Origin of the sequence: Nocardia carnea, assembly GCF_029868855.1 — a bacterium.
GTDB lineage: Bacteria > Actinomycetota > Actinomycetes > Mycobacteriales > Mycobacteriaceae > Nocardia > Nocardia carnea_A.
In genome coordinates this window covers 1-19,603 of the sequence record NZ_JARWOV010000248.1, presented here as the reverse complement: position 1 = coordinate 19,603, position 19,603 = coordinate 1, and the positions used below count along the sequence as shown (strand labels likewise).

Annotated in this window: 16 protein-coding genes and 1 riboswitch; of the genes, 11 read left to right on the top strand and 5 right to left on the bottom strand. The window is 68.3% G+C overall.

Going from position 1 to position 19,603, the window contains the following annotated elements:
- Window positions 1-78 precede the first annotated feature (78 nt).
- The 8 genes from QH195_RS25805 (at window position 79) to QH195_RS25770 (ending at window position 9,154) form a co-directional block, all read left to right on the top strand.
- Window positions 79-1,485: a cytochrome P450 gene (locus QH195_RS25805; protein ID WP_280419996.1), complete on the top strand. Its 1,407-nt coding sequence runs from the start codon at window positions 79-81 to the stop codon at window positions 1,483-1,485.
- 112 nt (window positions 1,486-1,597) lie between these two features.
- A complete protein-coding gene (locus QH195_RS25800; RefSeq protein ID WP_280420010.1) occupies window positions 1,598-2,005 on the top strand; it encodes a Fur family transcriptional regulator in 408 nt (135 codons plus the stop codon).
- Between the two features lie 30 nt (window positions 2,006-2,035).
- Entirely contained in the window at window positions 2,036-4,267 is a 2,232-nt protein-coding gene (gene katG / locus QH195_RS25795) for a catalase/peroxidase HPI (RefSeq protein WP_280437320.1), read from the top strand.
- Between the two features lie 193 nt (window positions 4,268-4,460).
- Window positions 4,461-5,327 (top strand): universal stress protein, encoded by an 867-nt coding sequence (locus tag QH195_RS25790; protein WP_280419994.1) that lies wholly within the window; start codon window positions 4,461-4,463, stop codon window positions 5,325-5,327.
- A gap of 230 nt (window positions 5,328-5,557) precedes the next feature.
- Window positions 5,558-6,595, top strand: coding sequence for an ABC transporter ATP-binding protein (locus QH195_RS25785; RefSeq protein ID WP_432278305.1), 1,038 nt, complete (start codon window positions 5,558-5,560; stop codon window positions 6,593-6,595).
- On the top strand, window positions 6,592-7,407 hold the full coding sequence (locus QH195_RS25780; RefSeq protein ID WP_280437319.1) for an ABC transporter permease: 816 nt from the start codon (window positions 6,592-6,594) through the stop codon (window positions 7,405-7,407). Before QH195_RS25785 ends, QH195_RS25780 begins: the two co-directional genes overlap by 4 nt.
- Entirely contained in the window at window positions 7,404-8,537 is a 1,134-nt protein-coding gene (locus tag QH195_RS25775; RefSeq protein WP_280437318.1) for a sensor histidine kinase, read from the top strand. The genes QH195_RS25780 and QH195_RS25775 overlap by 4 nt, the downstream gene beginning before the upstream one ends.
- Window positions 8,534-9,154, top strand: a complete 621-nt coding sequence (locus tag QH195_RS25770) for a response regulator transcription factor (protein ID WP_280419991.1) — start codon at window positions 8,534-8,536, stop codon at window positions 9,152-9,154. Before QH195_RS25775 ends, QH195_RS25770 begins: the two co-directional genes overlap by 4 nt.
- Window positions 9,155-9,253: 99 nt before the next feature.
- On the opposite strand, the gene QH195_RS25765 is transcribed toward QH195_RS25770, so the two are convergent.
- The 5 genes from QH195_RS25765 to QH195_RS25745 all read right to left on the bottom strand — a co-directional run bounded on the left by QH195_RS25765 (window position 9,254) and on the right by QH195_RS25745 (window position 15,984).
- Window positions 9,254-10,219: an ADP-ribosylglycohydrolase family protein gene (locus QH195_RS25765; protein ID WP_280437317.1), complete on the bottom strand. Its 966-nt coding sequence runs from the start codon at window positions 10,217-10,219 to the stop codon at window positions 9,254-9,256.
- A gap of 350 nt (window positions 10,220-10,569) precedes the next feature.
- Complete coding sequence (locus QH195_RS25760; RefSeq protein ID WP_280437316.1) at window positions 10,570-11,277, bottom strand: SDR family oxidoreductase; 708 nt, start codon at window positions 11,275-11,277, stop codon at window positions 10,570-10,572.
- Between the two features lie 379 nt (window positions 11,278-11,656).
- Entirely contained in the window at window positions 11,657-13,000 is a 1,344-nt protein-coding gene (locus QH195_RS25755; RefSeq protein WP_280437315.1) for an aminotransferase class V-fold PLP-dependent enzyme, read from the bottom strand.
- A gap of 49 nt (window positions 13,001-13,049) precedes the next feature.
- Window positions 13,050-13,163: riboswitch (SAM riboswitch) on the bottom strand.
- A gap of 158 nt (window positions 13,164-13,321) precedes the next feature.
- Window positions 13,322-14,989, bottom strand: a complete 1,668-nt coding sequence (locus tag QH195_RS25750; protein ID WP_280437314.1) for a class I adenylate-forming enzyme family protein — start codon at window positions 14,987-14,989, stop codon at window positions 13,322-13,324.
- An 80-nt stretch (window positions 14,990-15,069) separates the two neighbouring features.
- Window positions 15,070-15,984 carry an LLM class F420-dependent oxidoreductase gene (locus QH195_RS25745; protein WP_280437313.1) on the bottom strand — a complete coding sequence of 305 codons (915 nt, stop codon included), beginning with the start codon at window positions 15,982-15,984 and terminating at the stop codon, window positions 15,070-15,072.
- A 229-nt stretch (window positions 15,985-16,213) separates the two neighbouring features.
- On the opposite strand from QH195_RS25745, the gene QH195_RS25740 reads away from it, so the two are divergent.
- From QH195_RS25740 to QH195_RS25730, 3 genes are all read left to right on the top strand, one after another.
- The gene (locus QH195_RS25740) at window positions 16,214-17,086 is read left to right on the top strand and encodes an IclR family transcriptional regulator (protein ID WP_280437312.1); all 873 of its coding nucleotides are present in this window, start codon (window positions 16,214-16,216) and stop codon (window positions 17,084-17,086) included.
- A gap of 607 nt (window positions 17,087-17,693) precedes the next feature.
- The gene (locus QH195_RS25735) at window positions 17,694-18,656 is read left to right on the top strand and encodes an acyl-ACP desaturase (RefSeq protein ID WP_280419984.1); all 963 of its coding nucleotides are present in this window, start codon (window positions 17,694-17,696) and stop codon (window positions 18,654-18,656) included.
- Between the two features lie 113 nt (window positions 18,657-18,769).
- Entirely contained in the window at window positions 18,770-19,414 is a 645-nt protein-coding gene (locus QH195_RS25730; RefSeq protein WP_280437311.1) for an endonuclease, read from the top strand.
- Window positions 19,415-19,603: the final 189 nt, after the last annotated feature.

The window sequence follows — 19,603 nt, the reverse complement described above, 5'->3', positions numbered from 1 at the left end:
CGCCGGATCAAAGGTTGACAGGACATCCTTCCTGAATCAGGCTGGACGTGACAGAGACCACACGACACGAGGTGAACCATGACGGCCGAGGCCCTGGGACCACGCGAGGAAACGGCACCGGCGGAGACGGCGGCACTACGGCCGATCCCGGTTCAGCACCGCGACGACCGGGGTCTACCCGTCCTCGGCCAGGTTTTCGAATACGCTAAGGACCCGGTGGCGCTGTGCCGGAGCCGCTGGGAACGCTACGGTCCGGTCGCGCCGTTCCGGGCCCTCGGGAAATCCGCGGTCATGCTCCTCGGCGCGGATGCCTGCGGCGAAGCCTTCCAGAACAAGGACAAGGCGCTCGCCAACGGGCCGGCGTGGTCGGAGCTGGTGGGTCCCTTCTTCACTCGCGGACTCATGCTGATCGACTTCGACGAGCATCACGCGCACCGGCGGATCATGCAGCAGGCATTCACCCGGCCACGACTCGAGGCCTACACCCGGCGTCTGCACCCCGCCATCGAGCAAGGCGTGGCAGGCTGGGAGCCGGGTAAGGAGTTCCCGTCGTACTGGAAGCTCAAGCAGCTCACCCTCGATATCGCTGCCGATCTGTTCATGGGCGGTGCCGCGGACACCAGCCAGGCCGAAATGGACCGCGTCAACAAGGCTTTCATCGCCTGCGTGCAGGCCGCCGCCGGAATCGTGCGCGCCGACGTGCCCTTCACCCGGTGGGGCCGGGCCTATCGCGGACGAAAGGTGCTCGAGAATTTCCTGCGCCACTACCTGCCCGCCAAACGCGCCGAGCAGACCGACGATATCTTCTCGGTGCTCTGCCACGTCGAAACCGAGGACGGCGAACGGTTCTCCGACGACGACGTGGTGAATCACATGATCTTCCTGATGATGGCGGCACACGACACCTCCACCATCACCACCTCCACGATCCTGCAATACCTCGGCCAGCATCCGGAATGGCAGCAGCGCTGCCGCGAGGAGTCGCTGGCGCTCGGCCCGGAGCCGACGACGGCCGAACTCGAGGGTCTGGAATCGATCGACCTGGTGATGCGCGAGGCGCTGCGCCTGCGTGCCCCGGTGCCGGTCCTGGTGCGGTACGCGGTGAAGGACACGGTGATCCAGGGCGTCCGGATACCTGCCGGTACCGATGTCATCGTGGGTGTCCAGTTCACCCACATGATGGAGGAGTACTGGACGGACCCGGAGGCCTTCGATCCCGCCCGCTTCGGCCCCGACCGCCGCGAGGACAAATCGCACCGCTTCGCCTGGGAACCGTTCGGCGGCGGGGTGCACAAATGCATCGGCCTGTATTTCGGCGGTCTCGAGGTGAAGGCGATCATGCATCGCCTGCTGCGCGACTACCACTGGACGCTCGACCCTGCTTACGTCCCGCCGATGGACTACCACTCCCTGCCGTTCCCCAAAGACGGCCTGCCGATCACGCTGCTGGAGAACCGGGCGACCACTACCGCCTCCGCCGGGTGATCCGGTCCCGGCGGGGATGAACGCCACAGCGCCACGGCCCCGTCTATCCTTGACCGATTCCAGAAAACGGACGAGACTTTCCGGTGTGCAAACGGCCCAGGAGTTCCAGCAGATGCTGCGGGAGGTTTCGCTACGCGTCACCGCCCCGCGGGTCGCGGTGCTGAGCGCTGTGCACGACAACCCGCACGCCGATACGGATTCGATCATCCGCGTCGTGCGATCTCGCCTGTCGGCCGTTTCCCATCAGGCGGTCTACGACTCGTTGCGTACGCTCACCACGGCCGGCCTGCTCCGTTGTATCCAGCCCTCCGGTTCGGTGGCTCGGTACGAGACCCGTGTCGGCGACAACCACCACCACGTTGTCTGCCGGGCGTGCGGGGCGATCGCCGATGTCGATTGTTCGGTCGGTGACTCCCCGTGCCTGACCGCGTCCGACGATCACGGCTTCGCGATCGACGAAGCCGAAGTCATCTATTGGGGTCTGTGCCCCGAATGCGCGAAAGAGAACCGTTTCCGATAGCAGCCGCACCACTCGTCAGGAAGGAATATCGTGACCTCCGATAGCCGTCCACCTGCTCCCGACACCGGGACTTCGAGTACCAGCGAAAGCGAAAATCCGGCGATTCCGTCGCCGACCGTGAAAACCGACGGCCGCCCCCGTACCAACAAGGATTGGTGGCCGAACCAGGTCGACGTCTCGGTTCTGCACGCCCATTCCTCCAAGTCCAACCCGCTCGGCCAGGACTTCGACTACGCGAAGGAATTCGCGAAACTCGATGTCGAGGCATTGAAGGCCGATGTCGAGGCCGTGCTGACCGATTCGCAGGACTGGTGGCCCGCCGACTACGGCAATTACGGCGGCCTGTTCATCCGGATGAGCTGGCATGCCGCGGGCACCTACCGGATCGCCGACGGACGCGGGGGCGGCGGTCAGGGCGCGCAGCGGTTCGCACCACTCAACAGCTGGCCCGACAACGCGAGCCTGGACAAAGCGCGCCGGCTGCTGTGGCCGGTCAAACAGAAGTACGGCACGAAGATCTCGTGGGCAGATCTGCTGGTGTTCGCCGGCAACGTTGCGCTGGATTCGATGGGTTTCCAGACCTTCGGATTCGGTTTCGGCCGCCCCGATATCTGGGAGCCGGAGGAGATCTACTGGGGCCCGGAGGACACCTGGCTCGGCGACGAACGCTACAGCGGCGACCGTGAACTCTCCGGCCCGCTGGCCAACGTCCAGATGGGTCTGATCTATGTGAACCCGGAGGGACCCAACGGCCGGCCCGACCCGGTGGCAGCCGCCCGCGATATCCGCGAAACCTTCGGCCGGATGGCCATGAACGATGTGGAGACCGCCGCGCTCATCGTCGGCGGCCACAGTTTCGGCAAAACCCACGGTGCCGGCAACCCGGACCTGGTCGGCCCCGAACCCGAAGCCGCCCCGATCGAACAGCAGGGCCTGGGCTGGAAGAGCTCCCACGGCACGGGCGTCGGCCGCGACGCCATCACCGGTGGCCCGGAGGTCGTCTGGACCTCCACCCCCACCCGGTGGAGCAACGGTTTCCTGCAGAACCTGTACGGCTACGAATGGGAGCTCACCAAGAGCCCGGCGGGTGCGTGGCAGTGGAAACCCGAGGACGGGGCGGGCGAGGGCACCATCCCGGATCCGTTCGACGGCCCGGCCCGCGCCCCGAGCATGCTCACCACCGATATCGCGCTGCGCGAGGACCCGATCTACCGGGAGATCACCAGCCGCTGGCTGGAGCATCCCGAGGAACTCGCCGAGCAGTTCGCCAAGGCCTGGTTCAAGCTGCTGCACCGCGATATGGGCCCGCTCAGCCGGTATCTCGGCCCCTGGGTGCCCGAACCGCAGCTGTGGCAGGACCCGGTGCCGCCGGTGGACCACGAATTGATCGACGAAGCGGATATTGCGGCGTTGAAGAGCAAGGTCCGCGATTGCGGCCTGTCGGTCGCGCAACTGGTCAAAACCGCCTGGGCGTCGGCGGCGACCTTCCGCAGCACCGATAAACGCGGCGGCGCCAACGGTGCCCGGATCCGGCTCGAACCGCAGAAGAACTGGGAGGTCAACGAACCGGCAGAGCTCGCACAGGTACTGCCCGTCCTCGAGCGGATCCAGCAGGACTTCAACAGTTCGGCCACGGGCGGTAAGCGGGTCTCGCTGGCCGACGTGATAATCCTGGCCGGGGCGGCGGCCGTCGAGAAAGCGGCCGAAGCCGCCGGATACGACATCACGGTGCCGTTCTCGCCGGGACGCACCGACGCCACACAGGACAACACCGATGTGGAATCGTTCGCCGTGCTCGAGCCGCGGGCCGACGGCTTCCGCAACTATGTGCGGGCGGGAGAGAAGGCCCCGCTGGAAACCCTGCTGGTCGATCGCGCCTACATGCTGGATTTGACCGCGCCGGAACTGACGGTCCTGCTCGGCGGCCTGCGGGTCCTCGGCGCGAACCACGGTGGCAGCACCCACGGTGTGTTCACCGACCGGCCCGGCGCACTGACCACCGATTTCTTCGTCAACCTGCTCGATCAGGGCACCGAATGGAAGGCCTCGGAATCGGCGGAAAACGTCTACGAGGGCTTCGACCGGCGTTCGGGTGAGCGCAAGTGGACCGCCACCGCAAACGATCTGGTGTTCGGCTCCCATTCGGTGCTGCGAGCGGTGGCCGAGGTCTATGCCCAGCGCGATGCCGGGCCGCGTTTCGTGCGCGATTTCGTTTCGGCGTGGGTCAAGGTCGCCGAGAACGATCGGTTCGATCTCCGCTGATTCCGCGGTTCTGATACCGGGCCGGTCCGCCATGGGCCGGTCCGGTGGTCTGTGGTCGCGATTGCGCCACAACCCGGACACGGCTCCGGTGCTTGCGTGCCGGGGTCGTGGTACCGCCCATATCCTCGACGAAGGACGACGCGGCCCCGCGATTCCGCCGCACCGAGCAGGGCGAGGCGAGAGGCACTCCGATATGGCCACACATTCCGAACCGCCGATCATCGTCGGTATCGATGGTTCGCCGACCTCCCTGGACGCGCTGCGCTGGGCCGCTCGCCGCTCGGCGCTGCACCGCTGCCCGCTCCACCTCGTCCACGCCATCGGCGCCCCCGTCACTTTCGGTCCGGAGATCAGCGTGGTCGGCCTGGACAACCAGGCCCTGCGTGCCGACGGGGAGACGATTCTCGCCGCCGCCGAGCAGACCGCCCGCGAAACCGCGGCCGATCTCGAAATCACCACCACCGTCGCCGACCTCGGTGCCACCACAGTCTTGATCGACCTCTCCGCAGCTGCCCGCATGGTCGTCGTGGGCACCCGCGGTCTCGGTACCCTCGGCCGGCTTCTGCTCGGTTCGGTGAGCACGTCGCTGGCCCGCCACGCCCACTGTCCGGTCGCGGTGATCCCCGACAGCGAGGAAACGGCCCGCGACCTGGGCCAGCGCCCGGTGGTCGTCGGCGTCGACGGTTCACCGCGCGGCCAGGAAGCCGTCGATATCGCGTTCGAGGAAGCCGCTCGCGGCTATGTCGGCGTGATCGCGGTGACCACGTGGTCGGAATCGTTCCGCTATATCTCCCGCGACGAGATGCAGGAACAGGCCCGTGCCGTGCAGGCCGAGAGCCTGGCAGGCCGCGCCGAGCGTTACCCCGACGTACCGGTGACCTCGGTTGTCGCCGAGGACCGGCCCGCCCGCCGCATCCTGGCCGAAGCCGAGAACGCGCAGCTCATCGTCGTCGGAAGTCACGGCCGCGGCGGGTTCGCGGGTATGACGCTCGGGTCGGTCGGTCAAGCCGTTCTGCACAGCACCCGGATTCCTCTCCTCATCGCCCGTGCCCGCGACTGACGCCCCGGCCGCGGCCGGTCCACCAGGCCGAATCCGGGCTCGATACGACCGCCGGCGAGCGCAGCACGCTGCCCGAGCCGCCCGCGGTCGCCGCGATCCCGGCAGCCGAGTGGAACCGGGCGAAGGCGGCCTGTCGTGACGTTTGTCAGTACCTGCCCATGAACTTTTCATCGCGGATCGATGACTGGTCGTACTACTGGTGACCGGTGGCCTCCGCGAGGGTTGAAGGTATGAACAGAACGGAATACGGCGCGCCGGACCCGCGTGCTGCGCGGCCATATGAAGTCCCCGCGTCCGGCCGGCCCGCCGTGGCGCCGGTGCGATCGGCGAACGAGGTCATCATCGCGCGTGGTCTGCGCCGGACCTACGGCCAGGGCAAGGACGCATTCGAGGCGGTCCGCGGCGTGGATATCGAGGTCGCCGAGGGCGAGGTCTTCGCGCTGCTGGGTACCAACGGCGCCGGGAAGACCTCGACCCTGGACATGCTGGAAGGGCTCACCGCACCGTCGGCCGGGGACGTACAGGTGTTCGGACTGGACCCACGGCGCGATCGCGCACAGGTGCGAGCGCAGATGGGAATCATGCTGCAATCGGGCGGGTTACCGGCCGAGCTGACCGTCGGCGAAACACTCGAGATGTGGCGTGGTACCTGCACCGCTCCCACCACTGCCGATGTGGTGCTCGCGCAGGTCGGGCTGACCGGCCGCACCGATGTGCGGGTCGGCTCGCTCTCCGGCGGTGAGCGCCGCCGCGTCGATATGGCCTGCGCACTACTGGGGCAGCCGCGGCTGCTGTTCCTCGACGAGCCGACCACCGGCCTCGACCCGGAGAGCCGCCGCGGTACCTGGCAGCTGCTCGCCGACCTGAAGGCGTCCGGGGTGACGATGGTGCTCACGACGCACTACCTGGACGAGGCGGAAGCACTGGCCGACCGCATCGCGATCATGCACCGGGGCGCCATCGCGCGCAGCGGCACCTTGCGCGATATCGTCGGCGGCCATCCGGCGCGGATCGTATTCGATCATCCCGGCCTGCCACTGCCGCCGCTGCCCGCCGCCACCGTCGACGCACAGCAACGGGTCACCGTCAGCACCCATGATCTCCAGGGGCATCTGTTCGAACTTCTCGGCTGGGCTCGTGCCCACGGTATCCGCCTGGCCGGTCTGGATGCCCGTGCCGCCTCACTCGAATCGGTATTCCTCGATATCGCCGCCGAATCCGCCGGCGGATCGGTGGACGAACCGCAACTGACCGGAGCCACCCGATGACCGCCACCATGACTCCGCCCGCCGGCTTTCGCCGCCGTCCACTGTTCGCGCTCGCGAAGGCCGAATATCTGCAGTTCCGTCGTAACAAGACCCTGGTCTACACGGCGACGGTCTTTCCGATCGGACTACCACTTGCCCTGTACTTCCTCTCCCGCCGGGATACGGAACCCACCGCGGCGATGGCCGCGACGGCGTTCGAGATGTTCGCCCTGCTGGCCCTGTTGTTCATGCAGTACTACTCGGTGCTGTCCATGGTGACGACCCGCCGCGGCGAGGGAGTGTTGAAACGACTGCGGACGGGTGAGGCCGCCGACTGGCAGATCCAGGCCGCACCGGGCGTTCCCGGTGCTCTCGTGACACTCTTCTGTACGGTCGTGGTCGCCGCGGTGATCTACGGTACGGGCGCGCCCGCACCGGTGAACCCCTTCGCGATCGTCCTTGCGGCGGCAGGCGGAATCGTCCTGTTCACGCTGCTCGCGCTGGCCACCAGCGCGGTGACCAAGAACGCCGAGGCGGCCCAGATCACCTCGCTACCGGTGATGACGGTAGCGATGCTCGGTCTCGGTTCGATCCGCGGCATCCTGCCGGACCGCCTGGCCGCCCTCGCCGATTGGACGCCGTTCGCTGCCGTGTCCGATCTGGTCTTCTTCGGCGCCGCCGGCCGGCCGGCTACCGGTTCCGCCGACGATCCGGCGCTCGACTTCGCCGATACCCTCACTGCACTCGGCCGGCCGTTTGCGACACTGGCGATATGGACGGTCCTGGCGCTCGTGCTGACTCGCCGGAGTTTCCGCTGGGACGACCGCGGGTGAACCGGGCGGCCTCGTGGTGGCGTGCACTGCCGGGGCCGGCGAAGTTCCGGCTGTACATGCGACTGTCGCTGCAGGGGTCTATTGCGGGGGTCGTACTGGCCATGGTTGTGGTCGCACCGCAACCATGGCCGGCAGCGGGTCTGGTGGTCGCCGGCATCGCCGCGGCGGTGGCGATCGAGGCACGACCCGAATTCGCCACTCGGGAAACGGCATTCACTCGGCGGTGGATGTTCCGCATCGCCGCCGTAGCGCTGGGAGCGGTATGGGTGACCTACGCCGTGGTCCCGGTACCGGACGGTGCCGGACCGCCTGCCCGCGTCGTCTGCATCATCACCGTACTGGTGGCGGCCTTCGCTGTGGTTCCGTATCTCCGGTACAAGTGGTTGATTCTGGTGGCGCTGGCGGCGGCCACCGGTGTGACGTTGCGGCCGGACCTCGCCTTCGCGGTCCCGGTGAGCGCGGTGACCTTCCTCGGCGGCGCATTCGTCCTCGTCACGATGCTGATCAGCATATGGGCGATTCGGATGGTGGACGAGCTGGAGCGGACGAAGGACGTCGAGGCCGAACTGCAGGTGGCGCAGGAGCGTTTACGGTTCGCCCGCGATCTGCACGATGTCGTCGGCCGCGGGTTCTCCGCGATCGCGGTGAAAAGCGAATTGGCGGTCGCGCTCTCGAAGGCCGGTGATACCGGCCGGGCGGCCGGTGAAATGGACAGTGTGCGGACCCTGGCCGTGGAATCCATGGGGCAGATGCGGGCGCTGGTGCGCGGCTACCGTGATATCGACCTGCGGGAGGAGGTGGCGGGCGCGCGATCGTTGTTGTCCGCGGTGGGGTGTGCACTCGTCGTCGAAGGCGATCCCGCCGCCGTACCTGCCCGCTACCACGAGGTCGCCGCGTGGGTGGTCCGTGAGGGTACGACGAATATTGTCGAGCATTCCGCCGCGACCTCGGCGACGTTGATTCTCGGGACGGCGGGAATGTCGCTGCGCAACAACCGGCCACACCCCACACTGGGCGAACGGTCGGGGTTGCGGGGTCTCGCGGAACGGCTCGAACTCGTCGGCGCAACTCTGGAAACCCGCCTGGCATCCGATGAGTTCGAACTCGAAATCCAATGGGAGAAAAAGTGATCCCTGTTTTCCTGGCCGACGACGAAACGCTGATCCGGGTGGCCCTGGCGACGATGCTCGACCTGGAAGCCGATCTCGAGGTCGTCGGGCACGTCGGCTCCGGTGCGGAACTCATCGCCGCGTGGCGGTGGCGCTGCGAGAACCGGGACCCGGTCGGGGTGGCCGTCATCGATCTGCAGATGCCCGGTGTGGACGGTATCGCGACCGCCGGGGAAATTCAGCGCCTCTCCCCGGGAGCGGGTACGGTGATCGTCACCAGTCACGGTCGGCCCGGATATCTCAAACGGGCCCTGGCGGGCGGAGTACGCGGGTTCCTGCCCAAGACCACCTCGGCGGGCACCCTGGCGGAAGTCATCCGAACCGTCCACGGCGGCGGCAGATATGTGGATCCGGAATTGGCTGCGGAGGCCATCAGCGCCGGTGATTCGGTCCTCACCGCACGCGAGGCGGATGTTCTCGAATACGCCGTCGACGGCGCCTCCGTGGACGAGATCGCCCGCCGCGCCCACCTGTCGCCGGGCACCACCCGCAACTACCTGTCCGCGGCCATGGCCAAACTCGGGGTGTCCAACCGCTACGAGGCGGCGTTGAAGGCCCGGGAAAAGGGCTGGATCTGAGGTGATGCCGCGGAGCAGCGGTAAGGAACCTCCCACCGGGACCGGCTTCGGCGCGCCGGACCTTCGCTCGGTGGCACGGGCAATGTGCGCGTGCTTCCGCTACGCGGTGCCGGACAACCAGCGGCCGAGCCGGCCGAGCCGGGATTTCCGGCGCCCGTAGGTCAGGCTCGCCGGGTCCAGCCAGCGGGGCAAGGGTTCGCGCGCGGCCAGCCAGGCCGCGGGCACACCGCCAGGGGAATCCTTGCCGGTGTAGGCGGCGACGATTCCGCCGACGATGGCGCTCGTGGTGTCGATATCGCCGTCGGCCTCGATACATGCGGCGATCGCGGCCGGATAGTCCGCCAGATACGTGGCGGCGGCCCAGATCGTGAACGGCACGGTGTTCTGCGCGGTGACCCGGGAACCGTTGCCCAGCTCCGCGGCCGCCTGTTCGACGGAGGCGCCGAGCAATATGCGTGCCCGGCCGATCGACCGCGTCGTCTCGCCGTCGTCGAGCCGTTCCAGAACGGCGGTCACGAAATCCGCCGGTGTGGGCCTGGTACCGGTCAGGCGGGCCTGCGCGGCCTGTCCGGCCGCCAGCGCCACCGCGACCGCGCCACAGATGCCTTCCGGGTGCATATGTGTCACCTGTGCCGACCGGGTCGCTTCGGCGGTGATCCGGTCCGGATCTCCGGCGAAGAATGCACCGAGCGGTGCCACCCGCATGGCGGCGCCGTTACCGCAGGAACCCTGGTTGTCGTAGGCCGCTGCGGATACTTCCCGCCACGGCGCGCCCGCACCGATCCGGCGCAAGATACCGACCGCGGTGAATCCGTAGTCGCGGCGCGGATCGAACCGCCGGGCGAACGCGGCGGCGAGCCGAGCCTGGTCGATTTCCCCACGGGTACCGAGTTCAGCGACGACGCTGCAGGCCATTTCGGTGTCGTCGGTCCACCCCCACGGTCCGGTCGTGACATTTCCGGCCCGGAGATCGGAAATCGAGCGGCGCATGACCGGAAACTCTTGTCCCAGCGCATCCCCCACGGACAGTCCGTCCAGTGAATCGAGCATCGAGTGGATAGACATCGGGCCGATCGTAGCCACGCGGGTTGCGTGGCGGCCCGCCGACCCTGCCGGGTAACCCCGGGCCGCCGCCCGGTCCGGATCGTTGCGCCGAGCCTACGAATTGTCGTCACCGTGATTTCGGCTGCTGGAGAACCGCGGCGCCTGCACGCGAGCATGGTCGCACCGGCGGAGCACAGGGCGATATCCAAGGGAATGCTGTGCGGCCCGCGGCGCCGGGGGTACGCGGCGTTCGACAGGATGCGGCGAACCCCCGGCCGGCGTCGGCAAGGTCGCCGCTGACGCGTATGCGGCGCAGTCTGTTTCGATCGCGAACCACATTGCGCGTCCGCGGTTTTGCGCCGGAGGGCGCCTCAGGGCAGTGGTGCCGCGGCGTATCGGATTGCCGGCTTACCGGGACGGACGACGAGTTCGGTGCCGGGCTCCCCATGGCGAAGCAACTGTTCTACTTCGGCTGCAACCTCGTCCGCACCCAGCATCGGAATCCCGGCTGCCCGGAAGCGCTCTCGCCCGCCCGCGGTGAGGGGGGTGTCCACCAGTCCGGGGCACACCGCGCTCAGCCGGATGCCTTCCGTGGCGAGTTTTCCGTGCAGGGCGCGCACCAGCCCGATGACCGCGTGTTTCGTCATGGTGTAGATCGGGTCCTGGGGAACGCCCATGATCGCCGCATGCGAGGCGGTGACGACGATGGAACCACCACCCTGCCTGCGCATCACCGGCAGGGCCGCGCGCAGACCCCAGACGACGGCGTGCTGGTTGACGCCCACGACCGCGTGATAGCGGTCCAGATCGAGGTCCGCGGGATCCTTGTCCACGGAATTCGTTCCGGCGTTCAGGACGAGCAGGTCGAGCCGGTCGCCCGCCGCGGCGACGGCGGTCCGGGAGACGGCCGGATCGGTGAGGTCGCCGACGATCGCCTCGCCGCCCACTTCCGCGGCGACCTGCCGGACGAGCGGGTCGCGGTCCACCAGCACGCAGCGGACGGCGTCCGCGGCCAGCCGCCGGGCGGTGTACTCGCCGATTCCGCCCGCCGCGCCGGTGATCACTGCGGTCTCTGCCATAGCCACTCCCTCGGATCGAACCTTTTCGTCTGCGAGAATAGTCTTCCAGAAAGTAAGAATGCAATTCTTCGCGGCGGAAGGTGAGGGTCCATGCCGCTGTAATCCCTACGTCGGCAGGCCCTGCGCTGTTCGATACTCGGGAGTCGCCACCCGGGCGGTCTGCATCGTCACCGTGCTGTCCGCCGTCCGGCCACACGTCCGGTACGACCGGTGAGTTCTGGCGGTTGCGGCGCGCTGTTCCGGGCGGCCCCGGCTTTCGACGTGAGTGAGTGCGGCGACCGGCGGTCGCGCGGTTACGCTGCCGCTCGGCGTGCGGGGGATCCGGATGACCGCCGAACAAGAGTGCGGCGGCCGGCGATCGGATCCGTGCCCGTACCGGTCATTCCGTGCAAGGTGCGCCGGCGGCGCCGTCGCCGGCCAAGCCGGAACGGGTCTCCGGAGCGGGATCCCAGCGCCCGGCAGCACAGGTGTAGTCCCAGCGCGGCCCCCGCTCGACCAGTGCGGCGACGGCCTCGAGCAGCCGATCGACGTCCTCGTGGGTGCTGCCGAGGCCGATACTCGCGCGGACCGCCGCGCCGACCCCCAAGCGGGCGAGCAGCGGGTGGGCGCAGAACCGGCCGTCGCGCACGCCTATTCCGTATTCGGCGGACAGATAGGCCGCGATCCGGCCCGGTTCGAAGCCGTCCACGGTGAATGTCACGATGCCTACACTGTCGATCCGGCCGGTATCCCCGGCGCCGCCGGGGACTGTGCCATCGTCCCAGAGCCGCAGGCACCGGATACCGGGAATTTCGGCCAGGCCGGTGCGGAGGCGGTGGGTCAGCGAGCGTTCCTGCGCTTCGGCTTCCGGGCCGAGCTCGGCGAGAACCTCGCAGGCTCTGGCCAGGGCTGCCGCGCCCAGCACATTCGGAGATCCTGCCTCGTGACGCTGCGGCGCGGTCGCCCATACCGCGCCGTCGACGGTGACCTCTCGCACCGCACCGCCACCACCGAGATAGGGGTCGGCATCGTCCAGCCAGTCCTTGCGACCCGCCAGGACTCCGGCGCCGTACGGGGCATACAGTTTGTGGCCGGACAGCACCAGATAGTCGATTCCGGTGGCGTGCAGGTCGATTCGCCGATGTGGCGCGAGCTGCGCCGCGTCCACCAGAATCCGTGCCCCGCACTGATGCGCCAGTGTGGCCAGGCGCTCGAGAGGTAATACCTCACCGGTCACGTTGGAGGCCCCGGTGACTGCCAGCAGGGCGGCGGGTTTCGCGCACAGTTCGGCGGCGATCCGCTGCAGCGTTTCGGCGACGGTATCGGCTGCCGGCACCACGCGGCGGCCCCGGCGCTCCCAGGCCAGCAGGTTCGCGTGGTGTTCGATATCGAGCACCACCGTATCGCCGGGGACACAGCCGGCCAGCAGATTCAGCGCATCGGTGGTGTTGCGGGTGAACACCACCACCTGGTCGTCGGCGCAGCCCAGGAACCGGCCCACCGTCTCACGCGCCGATTCATAGCACTGCGTGGAGATCCGGGAGGCGTACCCGGCGCCGCGATGGACGCTGGCGTAGTACGGCAGAAGTTCGGCGACACGGTCGCTGACCTGTGCCAGCGCGGGGGCGCTGGCAGCGTAGTCGAAATTGGCGTAGGCCCGGGTTCCGCCCTGTACCAGGGGAACTCGCAGATCGGCTCCGGAAACCCGGGCAAGGGCGCCGGTCCGGTCGAGTACAGCGGTCATCACGCAATCCCATCGCATCAGGGACTCCGGTAAGGATCGAGGAAAACGGAGTCCGCGCTTGCCGCGCCCGGTCGGGCGGCGGCCAGGTCGTCACCCGGAGCACCCCGCCGCGGAGGAGGGTTGCCGGCCAGCAAGCCGGGGCTTGACGCTGGCACTCATGACCTGAACCGAGAGTTTCAGACGTCCGGTGAATTGTCAAACCCGGCGGGTGCGGGCTGTGCAGGCCCAGGGTGCGGCGGGCGCCGCTGCGGGGTGCGGCATGTCCTGCGTCATCCTGGTCTGCGCGAGGGCGACGGTGCCTGCGCGGCAGCGGTTTCCGCGTCAGAGCGTGATCGCGCGGCGGGCGAGTTTACCGGTGGCGTTGCGCGGCAGCGATTCCGTGGTGATCCGCCAGCGGGTCGGCACTTTGAAATACGACAGCCGTTCACGCGCGAATGCGGTGAGTTGCTCCTCGGTGACCGTGGAATCCGGCGCGACCACCACCACCGCCGCCACTTCCTGCCCGAGATCGCTGTGGGGTACGCCCACCACAGCGCATTCGGTGATATCCGGATGTTCGTCGAGGCATTGTTCGATCTCGGTGGGGTAGACGTTCTCGCCGCCGCGCAGGATGAGATCGGAACGGCGGCCGGTCAATCGGAGCTCGCCGCCCTCGACGACACCGTAGTCGCCGGTGCGCAGCCAGCGGTCCGGAGTGATGGCTGCGGCGGTGGCCGCCTCGTCGTCCCAGTACCCGAGCATGACGAAGGGGCTGCGAACACACACCTCGCCCTCGATGCCGTCGGGAACCTGCACACCGGCGGGATCGCGGATCTCGAGGTTCACCGTCGGGATCGGCCGGCCGAGCGTACCGGGGGAGCGGTTCAGGTCGGCGGGTGTGGCGACCGCGATCGCGGTACTGCATTCGGTGAGCCCGTAGCTGTCGACCAGTGCGTCGCGGGCGAAGGGGAACCGTTCCCGGAGCCTGTCCTTGAACGCGATGGACGACGGGGCCGAGGCCAAGGCGAACGCGGTCAGGGAAGACAGGTCGAAGTTCTCGGCGCCCTCGTATTCGAGCAGCCGGGCGGCCATGGTGGGCACGGCTCCCCAATTGGTGACCCGTTCCCGTTCGATGAGGTGGAGCACGGTTTCGACATCGAAACCGCCCTGGTTCAGGACGAGTGCGCTGCCCGTGGCCAGCCGGGGCACCACCAGATTGTGCAGGCTCGCGATATGGAAGAGCGGCGAGGTGAGCAGAAAACGAAGCGGAACCGGCTCGGAGTCGTCGTAGCCGCGACCGGCCATTTCGGTGGCGAATGCGTCGGAGAAGCGGTGGTAGTCGACCACGGCCAGCAGATTGCGCTGAGAATGCAGGGCGCCCTTGGGGCGTCCGCTCGTGCCGCTGGTGTAGAGGATGACCGACGGGTCGTCCTCGCCGACCGAGGGCCGGGGGAGTTCGGCACCGGCGTGCTCGGTGACCAGGCGCGGCAGATCGGTCTCCGTGGTGAGGACGGTGATACCGGAGGTGTCGAGTCCGTCCAGCAGCCGGGCGCGTTTCTCGTCCACGATCAGCACCGAGGGGCGGCAGTGCTGTAACCCGTAGTCGATCTCGCGTGACACCCACCAGCTGTTCATTCCGACGGTCACGGCGCCCAGGCTCTGGGTGGCCCAGAACGCCGTCACCCATTCGGGACTGTTGGCAGCCAGGATTGCCACGCGGTCGCCCTTACACACCCCGTACCGGTCGCGCAGTGCCACCGCCAGGGCCGCGACCGTGCCGAGGTGCTCGGCGAACGATATCCGGCGATCGGTGGTGACCAGGTAGTCGCGGTCGCCCCATGCCCGCGAGGCGGTCAGCAGTTCCCCCACCATCCGGCCGCGATGGCGCATCACCGGGATCACGGCACCGAGTACGTCCTCGGCCACGATTTCGAATCGGCCCCCGGGACCGGTCAACCGCCGGATGATGTCCTCGATCCGTGACTGCGTATCGGTTGCCGGTGTCGTCATGGTGGCCGCCCTTCTCTCCGCGGTGCGTGTCGGACAGCAACATGCCACGGCCCGGCCGGGCGGCCGGTGACCTGTACCACTCAGCGAGACCACGCAGGTGTGTTCTCCGGAGGCGGCCCGGGGCGGTCGTCGAATGTGCAACCGAGTTCCGTGGCCAGGGTGCGCAGTGCCGCCAGTCGGTCGCAGTAATCGGCGGCGCCGGTGGCGGTGAGCCCGACGCTCGCGATGGTGGTTCCGGCGGCGCGGAGCCGGTCCAGGGCCTGCGCGGTACGGTCCGGGGCGCCGATCGGGTCCAGTGGCTGCCCGGCGCCGAGTACGAGTTCGAATCCGGCGGGTAGTTCGACGGATTTCAGCATGGCCCGCACCTCGCCGAGCGCGAGCCCGAACGGAACCCAGCCGTCGCCGAACTCGGCCGCACGCCGTAGCGACCGCCGGGTCCGGCCGCCGATCCACAGCGGGACCCGCGGCTGCACCGCATGCGGCCGGACGAGCATGTTCTCGAAGTCGAAGTACCGGCCGTGGTATTCGGGCCGGTCCACGGAGAGGGCGGCGCGCAGCGCTGCGAGCGCCTCGTCGGCGCGGGCGCCGCGTTCCGCGAACTCGGCGCCGAGCAGGTCGAACTCCTCGCGCAGGCTGCCGACGCCGAGACCCAGGATCAACCGGCCGCCGCTGACGAGGTCGAGCGTGCCGTATCGCTTGGCGATCTCCAGCGGATGGTGATAGCCGAGCACGAGCACCTGAGTGGCGAGCCGGATACCGCTGGTGCGGGCCGCGAGAAAACCGAAGGTGGCCAGCGGATCCCAGTAGGTGCCGCCGCGTTCGGCTGCGCTGTCGACGGGGACGGCGACGTGTTCGCTGCAGGTCAGGTGGTGAAAGCCCAGGCGGTCCGCGGTCTCGGCGATCCGGGCGAGTTCGGCGATCCCGGCGTCGCGTTCCCAGTCCGCGCACATCGACGGATGCGCGATGACGATGGGTGACGAGATTCCGATATGCATCCTGGCGAATTCTCCGCTACTGGTGTGCCGGGCTCGGTGGGGTCGGCGTCCGTTCTACCGCGCCGCCGGCGGCGGGCGGACCGGTCGTCCCGGTGGGTGGTATCCGGCGCCTCGTCCCGTGTATCGCTCGTTCTGCCGGACGGACGGCTTTCGGGTGCTACTCTTCAACAAGAATGAATTTCAGTTTTTGCCTGTGAAAGGCCTCTGAACAGTGCCGTTGGAGGAGTCGATGACCGTCACGGACTTGGTATCCGCCCCCCGGGCCACCGCGCGGGAACTGCCGCAATCGATGGTCGAGCGGATGACCGCGATACTCGATGCGTTCGAGGGCCGCGCCGCGCGCCTGTCACTGGAGGACGTCGCCGACTACGCCGGTCTGCCTCGTTCCACCGTGCACCGCATCCTGCACCAGCTGGTGGGCCTGGATTGGATCGAGCACACCGCGTCCGGCTATCGCCTGGGCCGCCGTGCGCTGGGGCTGGCCGGTGGCGACGGCGGACTCGGCGAGATCCGCGCGGCCGCGGCGCCGCTGCTGCACCAGTTACATCTGCAGACCGGCCTGGTGGTGCACCTGACGGTACTCGAGGGCGGGGACAGCGTGTATCTGGACAAGGTCGGTGGCCGATTCGCCACCTGCGTTCCCTCGCGGGTGGGTGGCCGGGTGCCCGCGTATGCGACCGCCGGTGGGAAAGCGATACTGGCCGGGTTGGCCCCGGAGGCCGTCGACGGCCTGTACGGCGCGCGCCTGCGCGGCCGTACCGATCGCACGGTTGCCGAGCTCACCGCGCTCCACCAGGAACTCAACCGGATCCGGCGGCGGAGCGGCCTCGCCTTCGAACACGGGGAATCCGCGCCCGGTGTCTCCTGCGTCGGGGCGGCGATCCGCGGGCACGACGGCCCGGTCGCCGCCATCTCGCTGTGTGGCGACGCCCGCTCGGCCCGGCTCGACCGGGTAGCGCCGCTCGTCGCCGACGCCGCCCGCACGGTATCGCGAACGCTGTACCCCGAACATTCGGAACGACGACGTGCCCGGGATAACTCACGGATTACGGAGGATGCACCGGAAACGACGGTCCCGCTGATGTCCGCACGTGCCGGCTGATCGTAAGGCTTCCCGGTAATCGGCAGCTGTCCGTCCACGAAGCCTCATATCCGGAGAAACCGTGCACTCGGCCGCGCGTTCCCCCGAGTGCCGAAATCGCCGGTGGCGCCGGCACGACGGCCGCTGCCCGGCTGCGGAACAACTCGGATCGTTTTGCCGGCTCCACGTCCGGCGCGCATGTGCGGGGGCCGCCCGATTGCTGTCCAGGTTGTGACACGGCCGGAATAGTTGTGACCGGGCCTGGTGCTGTGACCATCCGCTCGGCCACTCCGCTCACGAATCACCAGATCGACGTGAAGATTTCGGCCATGGCCGAAGCTCCGCCCGGCATTGCTACCCTTGCGACTATCGGTCGCCGGTGCCGCCGATATCCGGACCCCGGTCCCGGCCAGGCCTCGCCCCGGCGATCGGTCTGCCGGTCGGCGGGTATCGTCTGCACCGCTGGAAGCTGTCAGCAGGAACCTGCGCGGAGGGCGGGAGATGTCTCCGGGCGGGCAAGTGTGTTCGACCCGATCCGAGAACGCCGAGTGCCGTATCCGGTGATGTACCCGGCCGCGAACCGGCGCCGATCTCGGATCGTTTCCGAGGACGAGCCGAGAGGATCTGCATGGGACGCGATATCACGCAGCACGAATTGCTGGTCGAGCTGGAACCGGTGGTCGCCGAGAATCTGGACCGGCACCTGGCCACGGCCAAGGACTGGAACCCGCACGATTACGTGCCGTGGGACGAGGGCCGCAATTTCGCCGCGATGGGCGGTGTCGACTGGGATCCGGAGCAGTCGCGGCTGTCGGAGGTCGCCAAGGTCGCGATGATCACCAATCTGCTCACCGAGGACAATCTGCCCTCCTACCACCGTACGATCAGTGAGCATTTCTCCCGCGACGGCGCCTGGGGTACCTGGGTGGGCCGCTGGACCGCTGAAGAGAACCGGCACGGTATCGCCATGCGCGACTACCTGGTCGTCACCCGGGGCGTCGATCCGGTCGCGCTGGAGAACGACCGCATGGTGCATATGACGCGCGGTGTCCACGCCCCGGAGTACTTCATGGGCATGCTCGACCAGGTCGCCTACGTGACCTTCCAGGAACTTGCGACCCGTATCAGCCACCGCTGCACCGGCAAAGTATGTGAGGACCCCATCGCCGACCGCATGCTCAAGCGGATCGCCACCGACGAGAACCTGCATATGATCTTCTACCGCAACCTGGCGGGGGCGGCGTTCGACCTCGCGCCCGACCAGGCCATGGAGTCGGTCACCAAGATCATCAAGGACTTCGCCATGCCCGGGCGCGGTATGCCCAACTGGCGACGCAACGGCGTGCTGATGGTCAAACACGGGATCTACGATCTGCGCCAGCATCTCGACGAGGTGTTGCTGCCGGTACTGCGGATCTGGAACGTTTTCGACCGCACCGATTTCACCGCGCGCGGCGAACGCAGCCGCGAGGAACTGTGCGAATACCTCGAGAAGCTGGGCAAGGATGTGCAGCGGTTCGAGGAACAGCGGGCGCGGTTGCTCGCCCGGGAAACCGCGAAAGCGGAGAAGGCGGCTGCGACGGTGAGCTGAGCAGGTCCGCGCCGTTCCCTCGGTACGCGGTATCGGTGTGCGAGGCTGGTGCGGGCCGGTTGCGCGGTGTGGGCCGGTGGGTTGCGGGTATACGCGACGGGAAAGGAGACCCGATGAGCCAGCGAGATGTTGTGCACGCATTACTCGACCGAGCCGGGAGCACCTACGCCGCCGAAGCGGGAATCAAGCTCGACGACAAACCGGCGCCGCTGTTCCAGCTGTTGATGATGTCCGAACTGCTCAGCGCCCGGATCTCCGCCGATATCGCGACCGCCGCGACGGCCGAACTCGTCCACAGCGGATACCGGACCGCTCGCGAAGTCGCCGACGCGCAATGGCAGGAACTGGTCGACGCGCTGGGGCGCGGGCACTACCGCCGCTATGACGAACGCACCGCCTCCCAGCTCGGCGAAATCGCCACGACGGTCCTCGCCAAATACGACCGCGATCTGCGCAAACTCGCCGAGGAGGCCGGTCACGACCCCGACCGCGCCGCCGAACTGATCCAGCAATTCAAAGGAATCGGGCCGACCGGCGGCGATATCTTCCTGCGCGAGGTACAGGACGTGTGGCCCTGGGTGCGCCCGCATTTCGACAGCCGCGCGGTACACGGTGCGGAGCGGATCGATCTGCCCGCCGACCCCGGAAAACTGGCCCGCCTCACCCCGGACCACCAGGCCGCCGAGTTCGCCGCGGCGCTGGTCCGGGTGGCTGTCGACGACGACCTGGCCGAGGAGGTCCGGTCGGCGGCGAAGTAACGACCCGGCCGTGCGCCCGGCCCCAGTGGGTTTAACATTGCCGGGGGGGGCCGGGGGGGGAGGCCGGGGTGCGCGGCGGGTTTTGCGGGGGGGGGGGGCGGGGGGGGGTTGGGGGGCCTTCCCCCGGCCCCGGCGTTCGGTGTGCTGTTGCAGCGCCGGGCCGGGGATCGTGGCGTCGAAGGAGACCGG